The 20441-nt window shown below is 38.8% G+C and carries 15 protein-coding genes; 14 read left to right on the top strand and 1 reads right to left on the bottom strand.

The genetic code is table 11. From position 1 onward, the window contains the following. The first annotated feature begins 355 nt into the window (after positions 1-355). The 8 genes from BUR11_RS01170 to BUR11_RS01135 all read left to right on the top strand — a co-directional run bounded on the left by BUR11_RS01170 (position 356) and on the right by BUR11_RS01135 (position 10263). A complete protein-coding gene (locus BUR11_RS01170; protein WP_074223017.1) occupies positions 356-1825 on the top strand; it encodes a Gfo/Idh/MocA family protein in 1470 nt (489 codons plus the stop codon). Between the two features lie 121 nt (positions 1826-1946). Beyond that, positions 1947-2438 carry a helix-hairpin-helix domain-containing protein gene (locus tag BUR11_RS01165; RefSeq protein WP_074223016.1) on the top strand — a complete coding sequence of 164 codons (492 nt, stop codon included), beginning with the start codon at positions 1947-1949 and terminating at the stop codon, positions 2436-2438. 116 nt (positions 2439-2554) lie between these two features. Then, the gene (gene ggt, locus BUR11_RS01160) at positions 2555-4252 is read left to right on the top strand and encodes a gamma-glutamyltransferase (RefSeq protein WP_074223015.1); all 1698 of its coding nucleotides are present in this window, start codon (positions 2555-2557) and stop codon (positions 4250-4252) included. Between the two features lie 112 nt (positions 4253-4364). Further along, entirely contained in the window at positions 4365-5201 is an 837-nt protein-coding gene (locus tag BUR11_RS01155) for a prohibitin family protein (RefSeq protein ID WP_074223014.1), read from the top strand. Positions 5202-5511: 310 nt separating this feature from the next. After that, positions 5512-7947, top strand: coding sequence for an ABC transporter permease (locus BUR11_RS01150; RefSeq protein WP_074223013.1), 2436 nt, complete (start codon positions 5512-5514; stop codon positions 7945-7947). A gap of 111 nt (positions 7948-8058) precedes the next feature. Further along, positions 8059-8571 (top strand): DinB family protein, encoded by a 513-nt coding sequence (locus tag BUR11_RS01145; protein WP_074223012.1) that lies wholly within the window; start codon positions 8059-8061, stop codon positions 8569-8571. A 75-nt stretch (positions 8572-8646) separates the two neighbouring features. After that, a complete protein-coding gene (locus BUR11_RS01140) occupies positions 8647-9363 on the top strand; it encodes a hypothetical protein (RefSeq protein WP_074223011.1) in 717 nt (238 codons plus the stop codon). A 105-nt stretch (positions 9364-9468) separates the two neighbouring features. Beyond that, positions 9469-10263, top strand: a complete 795-nt coding sequence (locus tag BUR11_RS01135) for an SDR family NAD(P)-dependent oxidoreductase (protein ID WP_074223010.1) — start codon at positions 9469-9471, stop codon at positions 10261-10263. A 149-nt stretch (positions 10264-10412) separates the two neighbouring features. Here BUR11_RS01135 and BUR11_RS01130 read toward each other — a convergent pair whose 3' ends face one another. After that, entirely contained in the window at positions 10413-11003 is a 591-nt protein-coding gene (locus tag BUR11_RS01130; RefSeq protein ID WP_074223009.1) for a DUF4136 domain-containing protein, read from the bottom strand. Between the two features lie 376 nt (positions 11004-11379). On the opposite strand from BUR11_RS01130, the gene BUR11_RS01125 reads away from it, so the two are divergent. From BUR11_RS01125 to BUR11_RS01100, 6 genes are all read left to right on the top strand, one after another. Further along, complete coding sequence (locus tag BUR11_RS01125; RefSeq protein ID WP_084560828.1) at positions 11380-13851, top strand: DUF1549 domain-containing protein; 2472 nt, start codon at positions 11380-11382, stop codon at positions 13849-13851. Between the two features lie 6 nt (positions 13852-13857). Then, positions 13858-15282, top strand: a complete 1425-nt coding sequence (locus BUR11_RS01120) for a DUF1501 domain-containing protein (protein WP_074223008.1) — start codon at positions 13858-13860, stop codon at positions 15280-15282. Positions 15283-15427: 145 nt separating this feature from the next. Further along, positions 15428-16687, top strand: coding sequence for a S8 family peptidase (locus BUR11_RS01115; RefSeq protein WP_074223007.1), 1260 nt, complete (start codon positions 15428-15430; stop codon positions 16685-16687). 164 nt (positions 16688-16851) lie between these two features. Continuing rightward, entirely contained in the window at positions 16852-17853 is a 1002-nt protein-coding gene (locus BUR11_RS01110) for a Gfo/Idh/MocA family protein (RefSeq protein WP_074223006.1), read from the top strand. Positions 17854-17991: 138 nt separating this feature from the next. Continuing rightward, positions 17992-18501 carry a heme-binding domain-containing protein gene (locus tag BUR11_RS01105; protein ID WP_074223005.1) on the top strand — a complete coding sequence of 170 codons (510 nt, stop codon included), beginning with the start codon at positions 17992-17994 and terminating at the stop codon, positions 18499-18501. A 457-nt stretch (positions 18502-18958) separates the two neighbouring features. Beyond that, the gene (locus tag BUR11_RS01100) at positions 18959-20377 is read left to right on the top strand and encodes a DUF6600 domain-containing protein (protein ID WP_074223004.1); all 1419 of its coding nucleotides are present in this window, start codon (positions 18959-18961) and stop codon (positions 20375-20377) included. Positions 20378-20441: the final 64 nt, after the last annotated feature.

The following is a 20441-nucleotide window of genomic DNA, read 5'->3' as shown; positions in this document are numbered from 1 at the left end:
GAAAGTCTGAAAATACCGCTTAGCCCACCTGCATTGTCCTGATTTCTTACACTTTTTTGATATTTTCTTTGGCCTTTTTACATCCTAACCAAAGTCTATTTCAAACTATAAAAACCGCAATTATCAAAAACCAACTCAAAAACAACTGTATTTTAACCCTTGACTCTGAAATTTCCATCAAAAATCCTTCAGCACCGGGTATTTTAAACCCTCTCCTAAAAAAATTGACAAACTTTTACATGAAAATTATCTTTACCGTTAATCCTTAAAGTATGGCAGTTTAAAGACAAACAGGATTCAACCTATTGGATAAATTTCTATTTTACATAAACTTATTTAACCTAATCAAAAACCCATGACACAGCACAAGAAAGATTCTGAAGGTCAAAGCCGAAGGGATTTTATTAAAAATGCAGCAATTGCATCCTCATTTTTTATTGTACCTAGACACGTTTTAGGAGGCGTTGGATTTACCTCTCCTTCTGACCAATTGAACCTTGCTGCCATAGGCGCAGGTGGAAAAGGTGCAAGTGATATCAGAAATGCCTCGGTAAATGGAAGAGAAAGAGTGGTTGCATTATGTGACGTTGATTTCTCTGGCTCTGCGAAGGCTTCTGTAGAAAGGTTCCCTGACGCGAAACTTTATGCCGATTTCAGAAAAATGCTGGATACAGAGAAAGACATAGATGCGGTAACCATCTCCACCCCTGACCATGTACACGGTCCAGCTGCAAAATATGCCATGGAAAGAGGGAAGCATGTGTATGTACAAAAGCCCATGACCCATAACATCAAAGAAGCGAGAATGCTTACAGAGATGGCAAGAACCCAAAAAGTAGTTACTCAAATGGGAAACCAAGGAGGTTCAAACCCGCTCCTTAACTTGGTTCAAGAATGGATTGATTCGGATAAAATAGGAAAGGTTTCCAAGGTGGAAGTTTGGACCAACCGTCCAGTATGGCCTCAGGGAGGAGCATTCCCAAAACCAGACCCAAGTGCCAAACCAAGTGCCTTGGATTGGGATCTTTGGTTAGGCCCAGCTCCTGAAATTCCTTATACTCCAGGATTGGCTCCATTTAGTTGGAGAGGTTGGTGGAATTATGGTACTGGAGCCCTTGGTGACGTAGGATGTCACTTAATAGATATTCCATTTAGAACCCTTGGACTTCACTATCCTACTGATGCAGAATGTAGCGTAGGGTCAGTATACAGCGGCATGTGGACCCCTGATTACCATCCTGATGGTTGCCCTGCATCCTCGTTCATCTCATTGAACTTTGCAGCAACTCCAAAAAGCAAGTCTCCAATCAATATGACTTGGATGGATGGTGGAATTCGACCAGCACACCCTGATATTATTCCTGCGGATCACGATATAGGAGGAGCAAACTCCGCCAATGGAGTATTGATCATAGGAGACAAAGGAATTATTTCTACCAATATTAATGATTCCTCACCTCTCATGCCGAAACTTTACCTCAATGACGGAACCCAAGAATTTGGCCCTCAAACAGAACCGAATGATGAACCAGAATATGGACATCAAAGACTTTGGGTGGATGCTTGTAAAGCTGGTTTTGGAAGTACGGAACATAAAGGATTAACTTCTTCTTTTGATTATGCAGGCCCAATGACAGAAACTGTTTTAATGGGAAATCTTGCTATCAGAAGTTACATGTTAAGAAGAGAAAATAGCAAAGGTCAAATGGAGTTCTATGGACGTAAGAAATTGCTGTGGGATGGAGATAATTTGAGAATTACCAATTTCGAGGATGCCAATCAGTTCGTCACCAGAACTTACCGAGAAGGCTTTGGAATGGGTTAATTGAATTCTCTTTAATCCTTTACCAAAAATTTCAAACCCAGTCAATCTTGTTTTGGCTGGGTTTGTTTCTTTTTATATGGAATCATGAAAAGACTATATTCCCCGTAAATAATTTAATCGGATGAAGAAAAAAGCGTCCCCAAAACTAAACCTAAGTCTTGAGGAAAGGACAAACCTCAGAAAAGCAAAGATTAAGATTTCAGGAATATTGGAAATGCCTTTTGATGAATTGGAAATTATTTTGAACGCAAGTTCTGAAAGGGTAAAAACCCTTCATGCATTGGCAGAATTTCAGACTGTACCATCCATTGGAGTAAAGCTCTCGGAGGATTTGATAGTTATGGGATATTACTCATTGAAAGACCTAAAAGAAAAAAACGGGGCAAAACTACTCGAAGAGTTTGAGCGAAAACAAGGGTATTGGACAGACCCTTGTGTAGAGGATCAGTTTTGGTTGATTACTGATTATGCAAGGAATCCTAGAATTGACAAAAATTGGTGGGACTATACCCAAGAAAGAAAAAATTACAGACTTGAAAATGGCTATCCGGCAGACCGACCAAAGAGAGCCTGGTATGAGGTGAAGCCTATTCAATGGAAAACAAAGGCCTAAGCACTAACTAGGGAAAAAGGAGTACTATTCAAACGCTTATGTACCTGTCCTCATTATTGATTTGATCGCTTAACTCATTTTTCGCTATCTTAAATCTCTCTCAAATCAGGAATATTATGCACCGGATAATTACAGCTTGTTTATCTCTATTTCTCATCGGCCAACTTTCAGCTCAAGATCGCTTGACTGGAGAAACGTTTACTACACGATCAGAAATTCTTGCCAGAAATGGAATGGCTGCAACTAGTCAACCTCTGGCCACCCAAGTTGCCTTGGATATTTTAAAAGCTGGGGGTACCGCTATGGATGCTGCGATTGCTGCCAATGCTGTTTTGGGTTTAGTAGAGCCTGCTAGTTGTGGGATCGGAGGAGATCTTTTTGCGATTGTATGGGATGCAAAGGAAAAAAAACTCATTGGGTTTAATGGAAGTGGTAGAGCTCCTAAATCTCTCAATATCGATTATTTTTTAGATCGAGGAATAAAGTATATACCGAATCTAGGTCCACTTCCAGTGTCCGTACCTGGTGCCGTAGATGGCTGGTTTGCCTTGCATGAGAGGTTCGGAAAACTCCCCATGGAAACCCTTTTGAAACCAGCAATTGATTATGGAAGGGAAGGATTTCCAGTTTCAGAGGTAATCGCTTTTGAGATGGAAAGTAATTATCGGGGAATGGAAGGATTACCGGGATTTGCAGAAACCTATATGCCGAATGGACATACTCCAAGGAAAGGGGAAGTTTTCAAAAACCCTAACCTTTCCAACACCTATGAAAAAATTGCCAAGGAAGGCCGGGACACATTTTATAAAGGAGATATAGCCAGAACTATTGATGCCTATATGAAGAAACATGGCGGCTTTCTTTCCTATGAGGATCTAGCGAGTCATACTTCAAACTGGGTGGAACCTGTAAGCACAAATTATCGAGGATATGATATTTGGGAATTACCTCCCAATGGGCAGGGAACTGCAGCTTTGCAAATGCTTAATATTTTAGAAGGATATGATATTGCATCCATGGGTTTTGGAAGCACGGAATATTTACATGTGTTGACGGAAGCAAAAAAACTGGCATATGAAGACCGAGCTAAGTTTTATGCCGACCCGGAATTCAATAAAATACCTCTGGAAGAATTACTCTCCAAAGAATATGCCGCTGAACGTCGTGCATTAATCGACCCTCAACAAGCAGCCAATAGCTATCCTGCTGGGGACATGGAAATTGAATCCGGAAACACGACCTACCTGACTGTCGCCGATAAGGATGGAAACATGGTTTCATTGATCCAAAGTATCTATTCGGAGTTTGCATCAGGAATGGTACCCGATGGATTAGGATTTGTACTTCAAAACAGAGGAGGGATGTTTAATGTACAAGATCGAAATCATGCAAACGCATTGGAACCTGGTAAAAGACCTTTCCACACCATCATTCCAGCTTTTATCACCAAGGATGGAAAACCATATGTAAGTTTTGGCTTGATGGGTGGATCCGTTCAACCGCAAGGCCATGCTCAAATTGTTGTGAATTTGGTGGATTTTGGGATGAATTTACAAGAGGCTGGAGATGCTCCTCGAATGAGACATTCCGGAAGTTCACAACCTACTGGATCCGTAATGACCAATGGAGGCACCCTCAATCTTGAAAGTGGTTTTGAACCGAAAGTATTCCGGGAACTAAGAAAGATGGGGCATAGAATATCATTTGCTGTGGGAATTTATGGTGGGTACCAAGCTATTGGAGTAGACTTGGAAAATAAAGTGTATTCTGGGGCTTCTGAATCCCGAAAAGATGGCCAAGCAGCAGGATATTAACAAAGTATCCCCCCTAATTTTCTCTGAATTCTGATTGGAATCCATGCTTTCATTGCTGAAAGCCTTTTCTAGTAGGAAAAGACTACCTTGTCAAGATAACAACAAATGAAAAATGGATTTCGAAGACGTAAAATATGAAATGAGAAAGGGCTCATGGAAGCCTGTCATTATAGGAGGGATAATTTTAATTCTACTATTTGCCTTTAAACCCTGGGCTCAAGTGGGAGCTGGAGAACGTGGAATCGTCCTGAATTTTGGAGCAGTGCAAAACACTGTATTGGGGGAAGGTATCCACTTTAAAATACCTATTGTGCAGACTGTAGAATTGATGGATGTAAAAATCCAAAAAGCAATTACTGATGCTGCCTCAGCCTCTTCAGACCTTCAGGATGTGGACTTATCTGTAGCACTTAATTATCACGTGATTCCTGATAAAGCAAATATCGTTTACCAGTCTATCGGAGTTGAGTTTAAAGCAAGAATTATTGACCCAGCAATTCAGGAGGTAATGAAAGCTGTAACCGCTCGATATACAGCAGAGGAATTAATCACAAAGAGACCAGCTGTCAGTACAGAAATGAAAGATGCTTTAACTTCTAGATTACTTGAATCGAACATTGCTGTTGATGCTTTTTCAATCGTTTCCTTTAGTTTCTCAAAAACCTTCACCGATGCCATTGAAGCGAAGCAAACAGCGGAGCAAAATGCCTTGAAAGCAAAGCGGGATCTGGACCGAATTCGGGTAGAAGCTGAGCAAACTATTGCAGCTGCTACAGCAGAAGCGGAGGCTTTGAGGCTTCAGAAAATGAATATCTCACCAGATCTGATCGAGTTGAGAAAAATTGAAGCTAACCTAAAAGCCATTGAAAAATGGAACGGTATACTTCCTGAAGTGACGGGAGCAGGAGCCATTCCTTTCATTGGTGTAGGAGCTGCCAAGAACGAATAAAACTCTAACCTTAAAGTTTTGAAAAAGCGTGTTTTGGGACAAAAATCTAACAACACGCTTTTTTTCAACTAGATTTTCTTGAATGAAATGCTCGATTCTACCAACTGTGAGTATAGCCTTTAACAAGCTGCTATTGACGGAGTTTTTTCTCATGTTCTAGAAGCGTATTCCTAAAAATATTCTCGTCCATTTTCGAACGTTTTTGTTCGCCTTGGTAAATTAATATTAAGACTATCAGCTATTTCGCCTATTTTAAAAGCTTTTTGTTGGCATAGCTTTAGCCTTCACATGGGGGAGAAAAATTTCCACTATGATTAAACATTACTTCATCTCAACGCTTCGGGGCATCAAGTTTCATCCTTTTTATTCGTTGATCAGTATACTTGGCTTGAGTGTAGGATTGGCTTCATGCTTGTTGATTTTTTCTTATTGGGCTTTTGAAAAGAGTTTTGACAATTTCCATTCTGACTCAGAAAAAATATACAGAATCTATCAGGAAAAATCCTTGGAAAACGGTGGTTCCAGTTTTTCTGCAAGAATCTATTCAAAAGCAGGAGAAGAACTCAGAAACAGTTTTAGTAATACCGAGTCTGTCTTAAGAATCCATAAAGCAGGTCAAAATACCAGCATAAAAGCAGGTGAAAACCTAATCGCCCAAGATGGGATTATTGGAGCAGAAACCACTTTTTTCGATTTCTTTGATTTTTCATTCATTGCTGGCTCTGAAGAGCAGTGGAAAAATACCCCTCAGGCAATTATTTTAACAAAATCACTTTCAGAAAAACTGTTTGGCGAGACAAATCCCATCAATAGAAGTTTAATCATCAACGGGGTTTATGGAATTTATCAGGAAAACGGATACCAAGAATTTAAAAACTATACGGTAGCTGGAGTCATAGAAGATTTGCCTTCAAATACACACCTGGATTTTTCAGCATTGATCTCTTTAAACCTTTATCCCAATCCAGATCAAGAATTTTCAAACTGGGGGCCTGATTTTTATACCTATGTCAAAATCCCTTCCTCCAATCAGGCTTCTGAATTCAAGGCCTCTTTAAAGGCTATTGAAGAAAAGGGCTTCCCAGAATCTGGAATCAGTTTTCATGCTATGCCATTAGAAGAAATACATCTCAAGTCAAATTTAATCAATGAATTTAAAGCCAATGGAAGCGAACCCGTTTTATTCCTTTTGGCAGCCTTGGCATTTTTGATTTTAGTAATCGCAGCATGTAATTACATCAATTTCGCAACTGCCCGGGTGATTTTGAGAAATAAAGAAATCGGTGTTAGAAAGATTTTCTGGGCAGGAAAAAGGCATCTATTCAATCAATTATTTTTCGAGGCAATTTTCATCAACATAATCGCATTGGGGTCTGCAGTTTTATTGATAATTCTGATTAATCCTTTATTAATCAAAATAACCAGCATCGATCTTTTACAACAGTTATTATACTCCACCTCCTGGAGTGTAAAAGTGGGGATATTGGCCCTAGCCATTATATTTTCAGGTATCTATCCTGCCTGGTTGGTGTCAAAAGGTTCCTTTCGGTCTATCACTTCCAAGTCCCAAATTCAGCTTCGGATCCAGCGCCCCCTAGTTATTTTTCAGTTTGCAATTTCCATTTTTGTCATAGGATTTACGCTACTGATTGCTTCCCAATTAAGATTCATGAAGAACTCGAACTCTGGGTTGGATTTAGAAAAAACCTTGGTACTTGCTGGTCCAAGTGTAGAAAGTGAAGGTGTTAACCTAGAGGAGAGAATGAATAGCTTCCAGAATGCACTTCTTGCAAACTCAAAGATTATTGGGTTGACAAGTGCGAATTTTATTCCGGGAAAACTCATTCGGGGACAAGCTGAAGGTTATGTAAGAAAAATAGGCAGCCCGGAAGAAGAAGCTAATACGTATTCATTTACTCAAATCGACGAAAATTTCATTTCCCAGTTCAAAATAGAAATTTTAGCTGGAAGAGATTTTGACGTACAAAGAAATGAAAAGCGATCCATTATCATAAATGAAGAGGCAGTAAGATTATTAGGCTTCAATTCTCCTGAGGAAGCTATTGGTGAAAAAATACATTACAGGGTAAATTCAACACCCGAAATTATTGGAGTGGTAAAAAACTTCCATCAATTTTCACTTCAACAGGCCTATCAACCTATCATTTTTGAGCTTAGAGATCAACCTGATTTATTCGTCTTTATCAAATACAAAGAAGCTTCGGAAGATGTTTTATTAAGTGAAATGAAAGATTATTGGAATTCATCTTTTCCAGAGAACCCATTCAGCTATTACTTCCTTGATGATTTTTATAATCAACAATACCAGCGGGATGAGAACTTTTTCCAGGTATTCCAAATCTTTTCAAGCTTGGCTATTTTAGTAGCTTCCTTGGGATTCTTCGGGTTAACTTATTTCCTCGCTTCCTCTAAAATTAAGGAGATTGGTGTAAGAAAAACCTTGGGAGCGGGATTTACGGATATTACAAAAATCCTTGGGAAAGGCACGTTTGGCTCACTCCTTTTTGCTGGGATTTTCAGCATCCCATTCCTCTATTTACTAGGAAATAAATGGCTTGAAAACTACGCCTTCCAGACCAAAATCACATTTTGGATCCTATCTGCCCCCGTAATTCTTTTTTCATTTCTTTCTATTACCCTAATTCTAATCCAGTCCTTTAGAAGCTATTTAATCAATCCTATTGCTTCATTGCAAGAAGGAAGTAATGATACCCTTCAAAGATGATTTTCTAGAAAAAAAAGACTATATCAACTGTCCATCCACGAAGGCTAACCCCGATATAATCATTAAAATGATGTAATTTTCATAAAGAAGACACTACAAAAACCAATCATCATGAAAACACTTCAGCTACTTTTCATTCTCTCCTTCTTAATTGGAGGGCTTCAACAGGCATTTGGACAAATAGATCAAGAATTTCTGGTTAAACAGTTAGAATATTCCCATACAAATGAAAACTGGTTTGCCCCAGTCAATACTGCTATGGATGATTTGAGCGCCAAAAATGCAAATTGGCATGATGACTCTGGAAATCATTCCATTGCTCAATTGGTTTCTCATTTGGTTTTTTGGAATGAGCGGCTTTTAAAAGCAATGCAAGGAAATGATGTAGCAGAATTTGATGGAAACAATGATCTCACCTTTAGTGAAATATCTGAAGAGGACTGGAAGAATATGACTCAGAAACTGGATCAAATTCTTTCTGATATAGAAGAGGAAACCAAAAAAATGAATGAGGAACAATTCGCTGGCTGGAAAGAAACCTTGGCTAATATCGCTGCCCACAATGCCTATCATACGGGCCAAATAGTGTATATCCGAAAACAAAATGGTTGGTGGAGAAATTAAAAATGTTTTAATTATTAAAGAGATACTAGTTTTGAAAACAAGCCCCTGAACCCTATTTTTGAACAAATTGAATTCATGAAATCACCACTATTTCTTTTTTTATTTTTCCTTTTCTCTTTCAAAATAACTGCTCAGCAAATTATATCAAGATCCAGAACAGTATCAAACTATAACTTAGAAGGCAAGGTTTTTAATAAAGTCTCCGGCGAAAAAATATCCAATAAACAATTGATGGAGTTGTTGAAAGAGAAACCTGGTTTGGAGTTACAACATTTATACGGAAAATATGGGGAACTCGAAAAAGCTTTGTATGATCCAAATGAACCTTATAAAAAATATCGTAGAGACCCAGAACTAAGGCCAAAGATTGGAGAAAACTTCCCGGAATTTGTATTCAAGACCATAGAAGGAGAAGAGTTTGGAAAAGACCAATTAAACGAAAAATGGGTTTTGATTCATTTCAATCATTTAACTCAATTTATTAAAAAACCAGTTTGGGATAAGTTGTACCTAGATTTACAAAAGGCTAAAAAAAACTATTCTATTGAGTGTTTCAGTCTATTTGCATATGAGGAGGATCTAAAAACATCATTTGGAGAGTACCAACCAATTATTCATTTGGTTAATAATGGACGTGGTTTTTTTGAAAGGTATCATATTATAAAATCTCCCACATCGGTACTTATTAATCCAGATGGATTAGTAATTCAATATTATTTTGAAAGTGAAGCAATTGAATTCCTACCTTTTCTAGAAACTCAAGAAAAACACCACCTCAACCAACCAAACTAAAATTTCTAGAAATTCTCTGATTTAAACGAATTATATGAAGTTCCTATCAGTTTAAAAGCAAGGCGAAACGATCGCCATTTTTAAAAACTAAAACATTTCAATTTCATGGATTTAAAATTAGCAGACAAAAAAGCCTTTATTAGCGGATCTACTGCAGGTATCGGCTATGCAATAGCAGAGAGATTTTTAAAGGAAGGTGCCGAAGTAGTGATCAATGGCCGGACAGAAGAAAGTGTTAGTAAGGCAGTATCAAGTCTTAAAACCTCCACTGGAAGTGAGAAAGTCTCTGGGGTTGCTGCAGACTTTTCCAAAGTGGAAGATGTCAATCGATTAATTTCAACAGTTCCAGAAATTGACATTTTGATTAACAATGCAGGGATTTTCGAACCCAAATCATTTGAAGAAATTCCTGATGAAGATTGGTTTCGTTTCTTTGAATTGAATGTCATGAGCGGCGTCAGACTCTCCCGACATTACCTTCCAAAAATGCTTCAAAAAAACTGGGGGAGAATAATTTTCATATCCAGTGAATCCGGAGTTTTTATTCCCGAAGAAATGATTCATTATGGCATGACCAAAACAGCTCAAATTAGTATAAGTAGAGGTTTAGCAGAATTAACCAAAGGGACGAATGTGACTGTAAATTCTATTCTACCAGGACCTACCAAATCTAAAGGAGTAGGAATCTTTATAGAGGATTTGGCAAAAAGCAATAAAACATCGACTGAGGAGGTAGAAAAAGATTTCTTCAAAAACATGAGGCCTACTTCCTTAATTCAACGGTTTGCAAGTGTGGAGGAAGTTGCCAATACTGTAGTTTATTTCTCCAGTCCTTTAGCCTCTGCGACCAATGGAGCCTCCATCCGCGTAGAAGGTGGCTTGGTCAAGTCAATCTTATAAAAAAATCTAATTCATTGAAGATCAAATTTATAGGATTTGATTTTTGTCTTTATAATGTAACAGATTGTGGAAAACATTCCACATCCACAAAAAAAGGGTAGACGCAACTTATCGCGTCTACCCTTTTACATTAGGTAAGGTTTAGTGGCTTATTGCCCACTTGTACCGTATTGATCAAAATTGAAATCTTCAAAGATTGCACCTACTTTATTTTTAATAGTAGATAGGTTATTCATGTCCTCTTTTTCAAGAGTACCTGAAGCAAATCCTTGCCATATTTGATATCCTGTATTTGCATCAAGAAAATTGATGATAACAGTTCCTTCATCGACAGGTACCATTTCTGTGGTTTCAGACCTTGGTCCAAATCCTAGGTAATCCTGTCCATTGGTCATGACGAACTTCCTCAGCTCGGTATCATTTTCCAAAATGGAGAAATCAACAAGCATATCAGGGTTTAAAACATCCTTTTTAAAGCCTCTAGCCTCCATTTGAAGCTCTATGGCATCTTTTAGCTTCTTACGGTCAGATTGGTTATTATATACCAAAATCCCATCAGAAGCGACAATCATTTTATCTTCAGGGATAATTGCATCCTCAAAAATCCAATTATAGGTTTGATAATCGGTTACATCTGCAGTCTCTTTTTCTTGGGTCACTACTTTCATTCCTGAAGGTGAACAAGCAAATGCTGCAAATGCAAAAATGGAAATCATTAAAATATTTAATCGGTTTTTCATGGCTCTTAGTTTTAAATTGAACAATCATGTAAAACCACAAACAGAAGTTTCTCTAATTGAGAATAACTTTTGTCTAGCATCTTTAAGTCGTACTAATACAAAAACAATTTTATTAACAGCTTGATACTGTTCTATCATTCTGCCTATGGCTGAATAGGTCATATATAGTGCGAATAGGATGCCAAGATATCAACTAAGGGATTCAGGAGATATTACATAAAGCTTCTTATCCCGACATGGAACTAAGTAAAATCACCTTCCATGAGTGAAAAAGTGGAGGAAGAATACAGGAAATAGGTACCATTCATAAAAACAGGCTTCAATCAGGATAGCATAATTCCCTAAATCCATTAATTTCTAGTCTGAATCAGTGGACATGTTTAAGACTATAGGCAAACATATCATCTTTAGGCTGCTTGCATTCGCATTGCTATTCCTTGCGCTTCCAGTATTTAGCCAAGAAACAGCCCCTGCAGAATCAAGCCCTTTTTGGCTTTGGACATTTTTGGGAAGACTCCATCCAATGGTCGTGCACTTTCCAATTGCCCTTCTTCTATTCGCTGCAGCTTTGGAGATTTTTTCATTGAAAAATTACCAATCCAAATTTAGACCCGCCATTTCAGCTTTATTGATAGCAGGAGGAATCAGTGCCATCGTTTCTGCCATATTCGGACTTCTGCTTGCATCCTCAGAGGGAACCAGTGGAGCAACGTTGGATCTTCACAAACAGGTGGGTTTGGTAACAGCTGGTCTGAGTGCCTTTCTTCTATTCTATCTTTACCGAATCCATAAAAATCGAAGCAGATCAAACGTCCGAACATTAAGGAGTGTATTATTCCTAACTACCATTGGTGTTTCTATCACGGGTCATTTCGGAGGTTCCTTGACACATGGAGAGGACTTTCTAACGGAAGTAATTCCCGGTAATGAAAGCAGTCAAAACATTGAAAAATTAAACATTAACCTGGCTTCTTATCAATCTGAGCTTTCCCCAGAAAAGGAAATGAAATTGATAGGTGAAGTACGAATGGTATTTGCACATAACTGTTATAAATGTCATAGTGGAGCAAAAATTGAAGGTGAGCTAAGGCTTGATGAAAAAGAATATGTTTTTGAAGGAGGTGAAAACGGAAAAGTCATTGTTCCTGGAAGTCCTTCCGAAAGTGAGCTGATTCGAAGAATCAATCTAAAAAAAGGTCATAAAGAGGTAATGCCGGCCAAAGGAAATCTACTTAATGATCAAGAAAAAGCGCTTTTGGAATTATGGATCCAAAAAGGAGCGCCTTGGCCGGACGGAGCAGCTCAACAAAGTGTCTATAGAGTAGCAGAGTTGGCCCCTAGATCTCCCGAATTACCCAACCCTTCCAATGGATTAAGTAATCCTATTGACCTATGGGTGAATCAGTATTTTAACCAACATGGAATCAATTGGCCAGAAGAAGTTTCGGACCGAGTTTACTTAAGGAGGATTTACTTGGATGTAATAGGACTCATCCCTTCTCAGGCGGAATTTGAATCATTTATCAAGGATAACCGTCCAAACAAAAGGAGTATTTGGCTTAATGAATTGCTGAATAGAGATCAGGATTATGCCACACATTGGCTAACCTTTTGGAACGATGCCTTAAGAAATGACTATACCGGAACTGGCTACATTACGAATGGCCGATATAACATCACCGATTGGTTGTATAAGTCTTTGGAAGAAAACAAGCCTTATGACTTGTTTGTCAAAGAGCTGTTAAACCCAAGCGAAAAATCAAAAGGTTTTATCGAGGGGATTAGATGGAGGGGCACGGTCAATGCAAGCCAGAGAACTGAATTGCAAGCTGCCCAAAATGTAGGACAGGTTATATTGGGACTGAATTTAAAATGCGCTTCCTGCCACGATTCATTTATCAGTGACTGGAAACTGGAAGAGTCTTATGCCTTTGCAAATATTTTTGCAGACTCTACTTTGGAAATCAGTAGATGTGAGCAGCCAACTGGCAAAATGGCTGACACCAGAATATTATGGGAAGAACTGGGGGATATAGCTTATGCTGCCAGTCGATCTGAAAAACTCAAGCAGTTGGCAGAGAACTTAGTACAACCTGCCAATGGAAGAATGTACCGGACCATCGTAAACAGGATATGGAAGCAGATGATGGGAAGAGGAATCGTAGAACCGGTGGACGAAATGGACAATGAGCCATGGAGTCAGGATTTATTGGATTGGCTTGCTACAGACTTTGTGGAAAACGGATACAATATCAAGCGTTTAATTGCCCAAATAGGAAATTCAAAAATTTACCAGGCAAAATCCACAGGATACAAAACTGCAGATCAGCTACTGGCTGAGGATTTTCAATTTGAAGGAATGGTACGGAGGAGGTTGACGGCAGAGCAATTCTCTGATGCCGTAAGCACTGTGGTGTACCCACTGTTTAAACCAGAGGAACAAAGATATCAACCCTATGAACTGACGCCTGAAAGCGGGAGCTCAGTCAATTATGTCAGAGCAGCTTTAGTGGCAAACAATGATTTTTTGAAAGCTTTAGGAAGACCCAATAGAGAAATCGTCTCCACTAGCAGAGATTCTCAGGCAAGTTTACTTCAGGCTCTTGAGTTAACCAATGGAATCCTTTTGGATTCTGCATTGATTATGGGGGCAAAAAATTGGGAAGCAAACTATCCTAACACCGATCAACTTACTGAAGCGATCTATGAAAAAACATTAAATCGAAAACCAGAAGAAAAGGAATTAGAAGTGGCAAGAAAAGTCATGGGGAGCGACCCTCAAAAGGAACAAATACAAGATTTTCTATGGGCAGTTTTGTTATTGCCAGAATTCCAACTTATCTATTGAGCTCATATGAAAGAAGGATATAACAGAAGAGAATTTTTAAAAAAGACCAGTGCGGCCATGCTTTCTGCATTGGCAGCGGGTGCTCCTGTGAGCGGCTTGCTAAGTTCCTGCGGCAGCCCTACTATGAAAGCTACAGCTGACTCTGTGATCTTATTGTTCATGGCCGGAGGAATGGCCCATACGGAAACATTCGACCCTAAAAAATACACTCCTTTCCGGAAAGGAATGGAATCAAAAGAGGTACTCAGTACATTTCCAAGCATCCCTACAGCTTTGGATGGGATTCATTTTTCAGAGGGTTTGGAATCCATTGCCAAAGTCATGGATAAAGGAACTTTGATTCGTTCTTATGTCGCTGCAGATTTAGGACACATTCTTCACACAAGACATCAATACCATTTTCATACTTGTTATGAACCTCCTCAGTCCGTTGTGGTTCCCCATTTAGGTTCTTGGATAGCCAAAGAAAAAGGTGCATTAAATCCAGTAATCCCTCCTTTTATCAATATTGGGCAACGATTTACAGTCGGCGAAGGGGAAGAACTCAAAGCCTTTCATAGTGCTGGTTTTTTGGGAAGTGAATTCGGGCCATTCCTAATTCCGGATCCAACTTCAGGATTGGACAGCGTAAGGCCACCTGTGGGTATGACCACTAAGCGTTTTGAGGCTAGAAACAAACTCTATGAGGATTTGCTTTCTGCTGGACCTATGGGAGATTTTGGTAGTGATTATCAAAAAGAGTCTTTAAAAAGGTCTATGGAGCAGGCATATATTTTATTAAACTCTCCGGAAGCTCAAGCTTTTGACTTAAGTAAAGAACCTAAGGAAAGTTATGATAAATACAATACCAGTAAGTTCGGGCAAGGTTGCTTATTGGCTCGTCGACTGATAGACCAGGGAGCAAGATATATCACGGTAACTACGGAATATGAACCATTTTTTGGTTGGGACACCCATGACAATGGTCATACCCGATTGAAAGACATGAAGAAAATGATTGATTCTCCTATTGCACAATTGATCACTGATTTGGATGAAAGTGGAAAGCTAGATAGAACCTTGGTAATTGTAGCAAGTGAATTCAGTAGAGATATGCTAACCGAAGGCCGACCGGGTCTAAAGGTAAAAGATCAAGTAGAGGTTCCTGATATCATAGAGGATATGAAAAATTATGGGATGCATAGACACTTTACAGATGGCTGTTCCATCTTAATGTTTGGCGGAGGGATTAAGAAGGGACATGTTTTTGGTAAAACTGCAGATGAAAGACCTTGCAAAAGCATAGAAAATCCTATTAAAATAGACAGTATTCATCAGACCATATATCATGCCTTGGGTATTTCTCCGGAAACCAATTACGAGATAGAAAGAAGACCATTTTACACCACACCAGACGGTCACGGAAAAGCTGAATTGGATCTTCTTATTTAATAAATAATAGTTACGCTTAAAATAGTGCAATAATTATTAGATAAAATCAGGATTTTTTCCCATTTTTAATAACCACACAAGGTTAAGGGCTGATAATTTTTCATGCCTAATTTTTATTCAATCATTTTTATTTTAAACACTTCACATGAAAACCTTAAAAATTAACCAAAAATGGTATGCAATTCTGATTGTATTTGCATTTGCCTCCTGTGATTTACAAATCGATCAGGTACAGATACCTCAAGATGAGGTCTTATCACAGGTAAATAAACCTTCACTAATACCTGACAAATATATTGTTGTCTTAAAGGAGGAAACGTTAAATTTTAGAAAAACAGGAAGGTATGAAGATGTTCAAGCCGGAATGAGAGTAATTTCAAATGATCTTGCTGCTAGGCATGGCGTTTCATCCAACAAAGTTGAAAAAGTATATGGAAACGTGATCAATGGATTTTCCGCTGAATTAACCTCTGAGCAAGCCAGATTATTGGCGGAGGATCCAAAAGTAGCCTATATCGAACAGGATGGTTATGCTTATGGTGCCGATGTGGTACAAACTGGTGCGACATGGGGATTGGATAGAATAAATCAAGCCGAACTCCCACTGGACGGAGAATACTCTTACAACTCCCCTGGTTCGGATATCACAGCCTACATTTTAGACTCAGGAATAAGATATGATCATGAAGATTTTGATGGAAGAGCAATGCCAGGAGCAGATTTTTATGGAGGTGATGCCTCCGACGTTTTTGGGCATGGTACTCATGTTGCCGGCACAGTAGGTGGCTCTATTTATGGGGTAGCTAAAAAAGTCAAACTAGTTTCGGTTAAAGTATTAGGTGATGATAATAGGGGCACTTGGTCAAACATCATCGGAGGAATTGATTGGGTATCTGCCAATAAAACCGGCCCTTCAGTAATTAATATGTCTATTCAGGGTTACTCCTTTGGTAATGCGGTATCCAATGCAGTTAAGTCAGCTTTTAATAATGGTATAGTGGTAGTAGTGGCTGCTGGAAATTCGAATGAAGATGCATGTTGGCAAGCCCTTGCATCTGTTCCGGAAGCTATTTCTGTAGGGGCTACGAATGATTCAGACAGTAGAGCTGGTTTTTCCAATTATGGTTCCTGTATTGATATTTTTGCTCCGGGGGTAAATATAACTTCAGCTTCTGTAAATGGCCCAGATCAATACGTTAATTTTCAGGGCACTAGCATGGCAGCACCTCATGTCGCTGGTGCAGCAGTACTTTATCTAAGTAAGAACCCCACTGCCACACCTCAAGAAGTTACCGATTACCTTATGGAAAATGCTACCGTAGGAGTTGTCACTAATTCAAATTCAGCAAACAACAACCTTCTTTTTAACGGAAAAGTCAAACCTAACAAAGGCAAAAAGAAGTAAGTTTTATCTAAAAGAAGAAGGCAAGGTGAATCCACCTTGCCTTCTTCTTTTGGGAATATTTTTTTTAATGCAGTTTATTTAAGTTCCATACAATTTTAAATACTTGATGAAAGTGATCAATTTTAAAAAATTGTATTGATCGACTTTTGTCTTTAATTGTGAAAATGAAAAAAAATCAGGATTCAGAAGTTCGCTGGGGAGTCCTTGGCGTAGGTAATGTTTGCGAAGTGAAGTCTGCTCCAGCCATGAAACTCATTCCAAACAGCAAGTTGGTAGCTGTCATGAGAAGGAATGAAGAAAAAGTTAAAGATTATGCATCAAGACACCAGGTATCAAAATGGTATACAAATGCTCAAGAGCTCATAAATGATCCTGAAGTCAATGCCATTTACATAGCCACTCCACCAAATGCCCATTTGGATTTGGTGAAACTAGCAGCCAAAGCGGGAAAGCCCATCTATGTAGAAAAGCCAATGGCCAGAACTTATGCTGAATGCCAAGAAATGATTCAAATCTGCGAGTCAGAAAACGTATCACTTTTTGTGGCTTATTACAGAAGAGCCCTTCCTCACTTTGTGAAAATCAAACAAATTCTTGAAGAAGGCGGAATTGGTGAAATCCGAACGGTTCACATCAACTTAAAACAAGTACTGACCCCAACCATTGTAGCTAATTTGGACAACAATTGGAGAATAGACCCAGAAATAGCTGGGGGTGGTTACTTCTTTGATTTGGCTTCGCATCAATTGGATTTATTGGACTTCTTTTTCGGATCAGTTACTAAAGCGACTGGTTTTTCTTCCAATCAGGGAGGTGCTTATGAAGCAGAAGATATTGTCACAGGAAGCTTTGTTTTTGAATCTGGAGTACTTGGAACGGGAAATTGGTGCTTCACGAGCTCCCAAAATTCAGAAATTGATGAGATAATTATTTATGGCAATAAAGGAACTATCCGTTTTGAAACTTTTGGGCAAGGGGAATTCACTCTTCAATTAGACAATCGGCCTATAGAAAAGTTTTACTTTGATTTACCCAAACATATTCAACAACCTTTGATTGAAACCATAGTCGGAGAATTATTGGGAACCTCCACCTGCCCTAGCACCGGCATAACTGGAGCTAGGACCAATTGGGTAATGGACCAATTAGTCAAGAACCGTAGTTAAGATATACCCTGTTTTCAAATTTATTTTTGTCCATTAACATGGGCTCAGCAATATATTCTTAAATAAATCTTAATATCTTAAACCTATTGGTTAAAATTCGATCTAAAGAGTACCTTTTTACTACCATTTACACTAGCTATGATCAAAAAAATCTCAATTGGAATAGTTGTCGTCTTGATAGCAATTCAATTTATCCCCGTTGAAAAAAACATCAGTAATGATGATACTTATCATATCTCCAAATCATATGATATCCCCGACAATGTGAACACCATCCTAAAAAATGCCTGTAACGATTGTCATTCAAACTTGACCACCTACCCTTGGTACAGTAATCTCCAACCTATAGGCCTTTGGTTAAATGGACATGTGAATGACGGGAAGCGACATCTAAATTTTTCGGAGTTTATCAACCGCCCGTTGGCCTATCAAAATCATAAATTAGAAGAAACCATTGAGATGGTGGAAGAAAATGAAATGCCTCTGCCATCTTACACCTATCTGGGCCTTCACCCAGAAGCAAACATGACTTCAGAGGAAAGGGAAATTTTAATTGATTGGGCAAAAGATCAAATGGCGATGCTAAAAGCCACCTACCCCGCTGACAGTTTGGTGCGTCGTAGACCAACTCCACCTCCTGCACAATAGAGAAACACTTCAAACCTAGAAGCCATAAGCAAAAGTTTATGGCTTTTTTATTTTTTTCATTTTTTCTCTTTACCAAATAAATAATCGCATCAAGGTTTTTGAAATAAAAACTTTCTAAAACAACGCCTAAAATCATCCCTCGTTTCACTAAAAAATTATTCCACTCCTAGGAGAGTTATTTAATTTTTTTAATTAAGTATAAAAATTGGATTCTATTTTTAAGATTATCTTAAGAATATATCGAAAACTTCCATTCAATTTCTTCCGTTCCTATGTCTTAATTGAATTTTTTTTGAAGAAGATTCAAAATTGGAACGATTTTAGATTTAGTATGCATGCATCCTTTTATAAAAAAATTGCATCTACTTAACCAAAGAGACTATGACGAACTAAAGACCAAGCTTTTTCCTGCTAAAAAACCTACCGACACCATTTCAACAAACTAAACCACAAAGCAATGAAACAGAAAAACTTAAAATTTGGACTCGCAAGCACGCTGGTGCTTTGGCTGGCAATCAGTTTATTTGCCCCCAAACAATCCATGGCAGAAACTCCTTATGGTGTCTCATTTCAGGTTTTCTATGATGAATTAATGCCCTATGGAGATTGGGTAAAAGATGCCAATTATGGATACATCTGGCTACCTGCCGTCAATCAGGATTTCCACCCTTATGGTACCAATGGCCACTGGGTAATGACGGAATATGGAAACACCTGGGTTTCTTATTATGATTGGGGCTGGGCTCCTTTCCATTATGGTCGTTGGTATTTTGACGATTACTACCAAAGTTGGGCATGGATTCCTGGTTATGATTGGGGACCTGCTTGGGTCAACTGGAGAACTGGTAGAGGTCATTACGGTTGGGCCCCAATGGGGCCTGGCGTTTCAATAAGTGTACGGGTTAATATTCCGAGCTTTCATTGGGTATTTTTACCATCTCATAGAATCTACCATCCCTATGCATATAACTACTATGCACCACGAAAGACTAAAATCAAGATTTATAATAATACTACTGTAATCAACAATACAGTGGTTTATAACAACAACCGTTATGTTTCTGGACCTAACAGAAGGGAAATAGAAAGAGTAACCAGAACTTCGGTACCTGTTTACTCTGTAAGAGGAAGTAAAGCCCCAGGAAGAGCGGCTGTCTCTAGAAATAGCGTGGAGTTGTACCAACCTAATTTGAGTGCCTCAAGAGGAAGAACCGTTGAAGCAAGACCAAGTAGAGTGGCATCATCTGAGCAAGTAAAAACGCAAAGAGCACAATCTAGAAACACTTATTCAAATTCGCCTTCTAGAAATGCTCGTGGCGGAAGTGCTCCTGCTACACGATCTGCTAGCCCTACAACAAGGTCTAATTCAGGAAATAGAAGCACCAACACCTCCCCAAGTAGGTCAGGTAATGGGTCAAGAAGTGCTGCCCCATCCACTAGAAATGAATCCTTTGAAAGTAAACCTTATAATCAAGGCAGGACTACAAAAACCCAACAACCTACATCTCCACCTTCTAGAAGCAGAACTACCCCATCTTCTCCAAACAGAACATCAACAAGAGAAGGAAATGTAGGAAGAAGTACTCAACCAACTAATAGAACCCAACAGGCAAAGCCGCAAAACAACAGAACTAGAACACCATCTTCTCCTGCTGTCAGAAGCTCTAATGGAGGAAGCACGAAAGGAAGAGTTTCTCAACCCACTCAATCCAGAAAATCCAGCCCTGCTGTGAGATCATCAAGTTCTAATCAAAGAGGTTCCACCAGTAGAAGCTCTTCTCAAGTGAAGAGTAAAACAAACACTTCCAGAAAATCATCTACTTCAGCTTCTACTCAAAGAAGCACTACCAGTAGAAAAAGAGGAAATAACATCTAACCCAAAAAACCTGATTAAAAAATGCCTTGGAATCCAAGGCATTTTTTTTTGTCCCTTTTCTAAT

The sequence above is a fragment of the Algoriphagus halophilus genome (genome assembly GCF_900129785.1).
GTDB classification, from domain to species: Bacteria; Bacteroidota; Bacteroidia; order Cytophagales; family Cyclobacteriaceae; genus Algoriphagus; species Algoriphagus halophilus.
This window is presented reverse-complemented; position numbering and strand designations above follow the sequence as displayed.

Coding starts and splice junctions, on each gene's coding strand:
- BUR11_RS01170 (WP_074223017.1), top strand. CDS start 356: ATGACACAGCACAAGAAAGATTCTGAAGGTCAAAGCCGAAGGGATTTT.
- BUR11_RS01165 (WP_074223016.1), top strand. CDS start 1,947: ATGAAGAAAAAAGCGTCCCCAAAACTAAACCTAAGTCTTGAGGAAAGG.
- ggt (WP_074223015.1), top strand. CDS start 2,555: ATGCACCGGATAATTACAGCTTGTTTATCTCTATTTCTCATCGGCCAA.
- BUR11_RS01155 (WP_074223014.1), top strand. CDS start 4,365: ATGGATTTCGAAGACGTAAAATATGAAATGAGAAAGGGCTCATGGAAG.
- BUR11_RS01150 (WP_074223013.1), top strand. CDS start 5,512: ATGATTAAACATTACTTCATCTCAACGCTTCGGGGCATCAAGTTTCAT.
- BUR11_RS01145 (WP_074223012.1), top strand. CDS start 8,059: ATGAAAACACTTCAGCTACTTTTCATTCTCTCCTTCTTAATTGGAGGG.
- BUR11_RS01140 (WP_074223011.1), top strand. CDS start 8,647: ATGAAATCACCACTATTTCTTTTTTTATTTTTCCTTTTCTCTTTCAAA.
- BUR11_RS01135 (WP_074223010.1), top strand. CDS start 9,469: ATGGATTTAAAATTAGCAGACAAAAAAGCCTTTATTAGCGGATCTACT.
- BUR11_RS01130 (WP_074223009.1), bottom strand. CDS start 11,003: ATGAAAAACCGATTAAATATTTTAATGATTTCCATTTTTGCATTTGCA.
- BUR11_RS01125 (WP_084560828.1), top strand. CDS start 11,380: ATGTTTAAGACTATAGGCAAACATATCATCTTTAGGCTGCTTGCATTC.
- BUR11_RS01120 (WP_074223008.1), top strand. CDS start 13,858: ATGAAAGAAGGATATAACAGAAGAGAATTTTTAAAAAAGACCAGTGCG.
- BUR11_RS01115 (WP_074223007.1), top strand. CDS start 15,428: ATGAAAACCTTAAAAATTAACCAAAAATGGTATGCAATTCTGATTGTA.
- BUR11_RS01110 (WP_074223006.1), top strand. CDS start 16,852: ATGAAAAAAAATCAGGATTCAGAAGTTCGCTGGGGAGTCCTTGGCGTA.
- BUR11_RS01105 (WP_074223005.1), top strand. CDS start 17,992: ATGATCAAAAAAATCTCAATTGGAATAGTTGTCGTCTTGATAGCAATT.
- BUR11_RS01100 (WP_074223004.1), top strand. CDS start 18,959: ATGAAACAGAAAAACTTAAAATTTGGACTCGCAAGCACGCTGGTGCTT.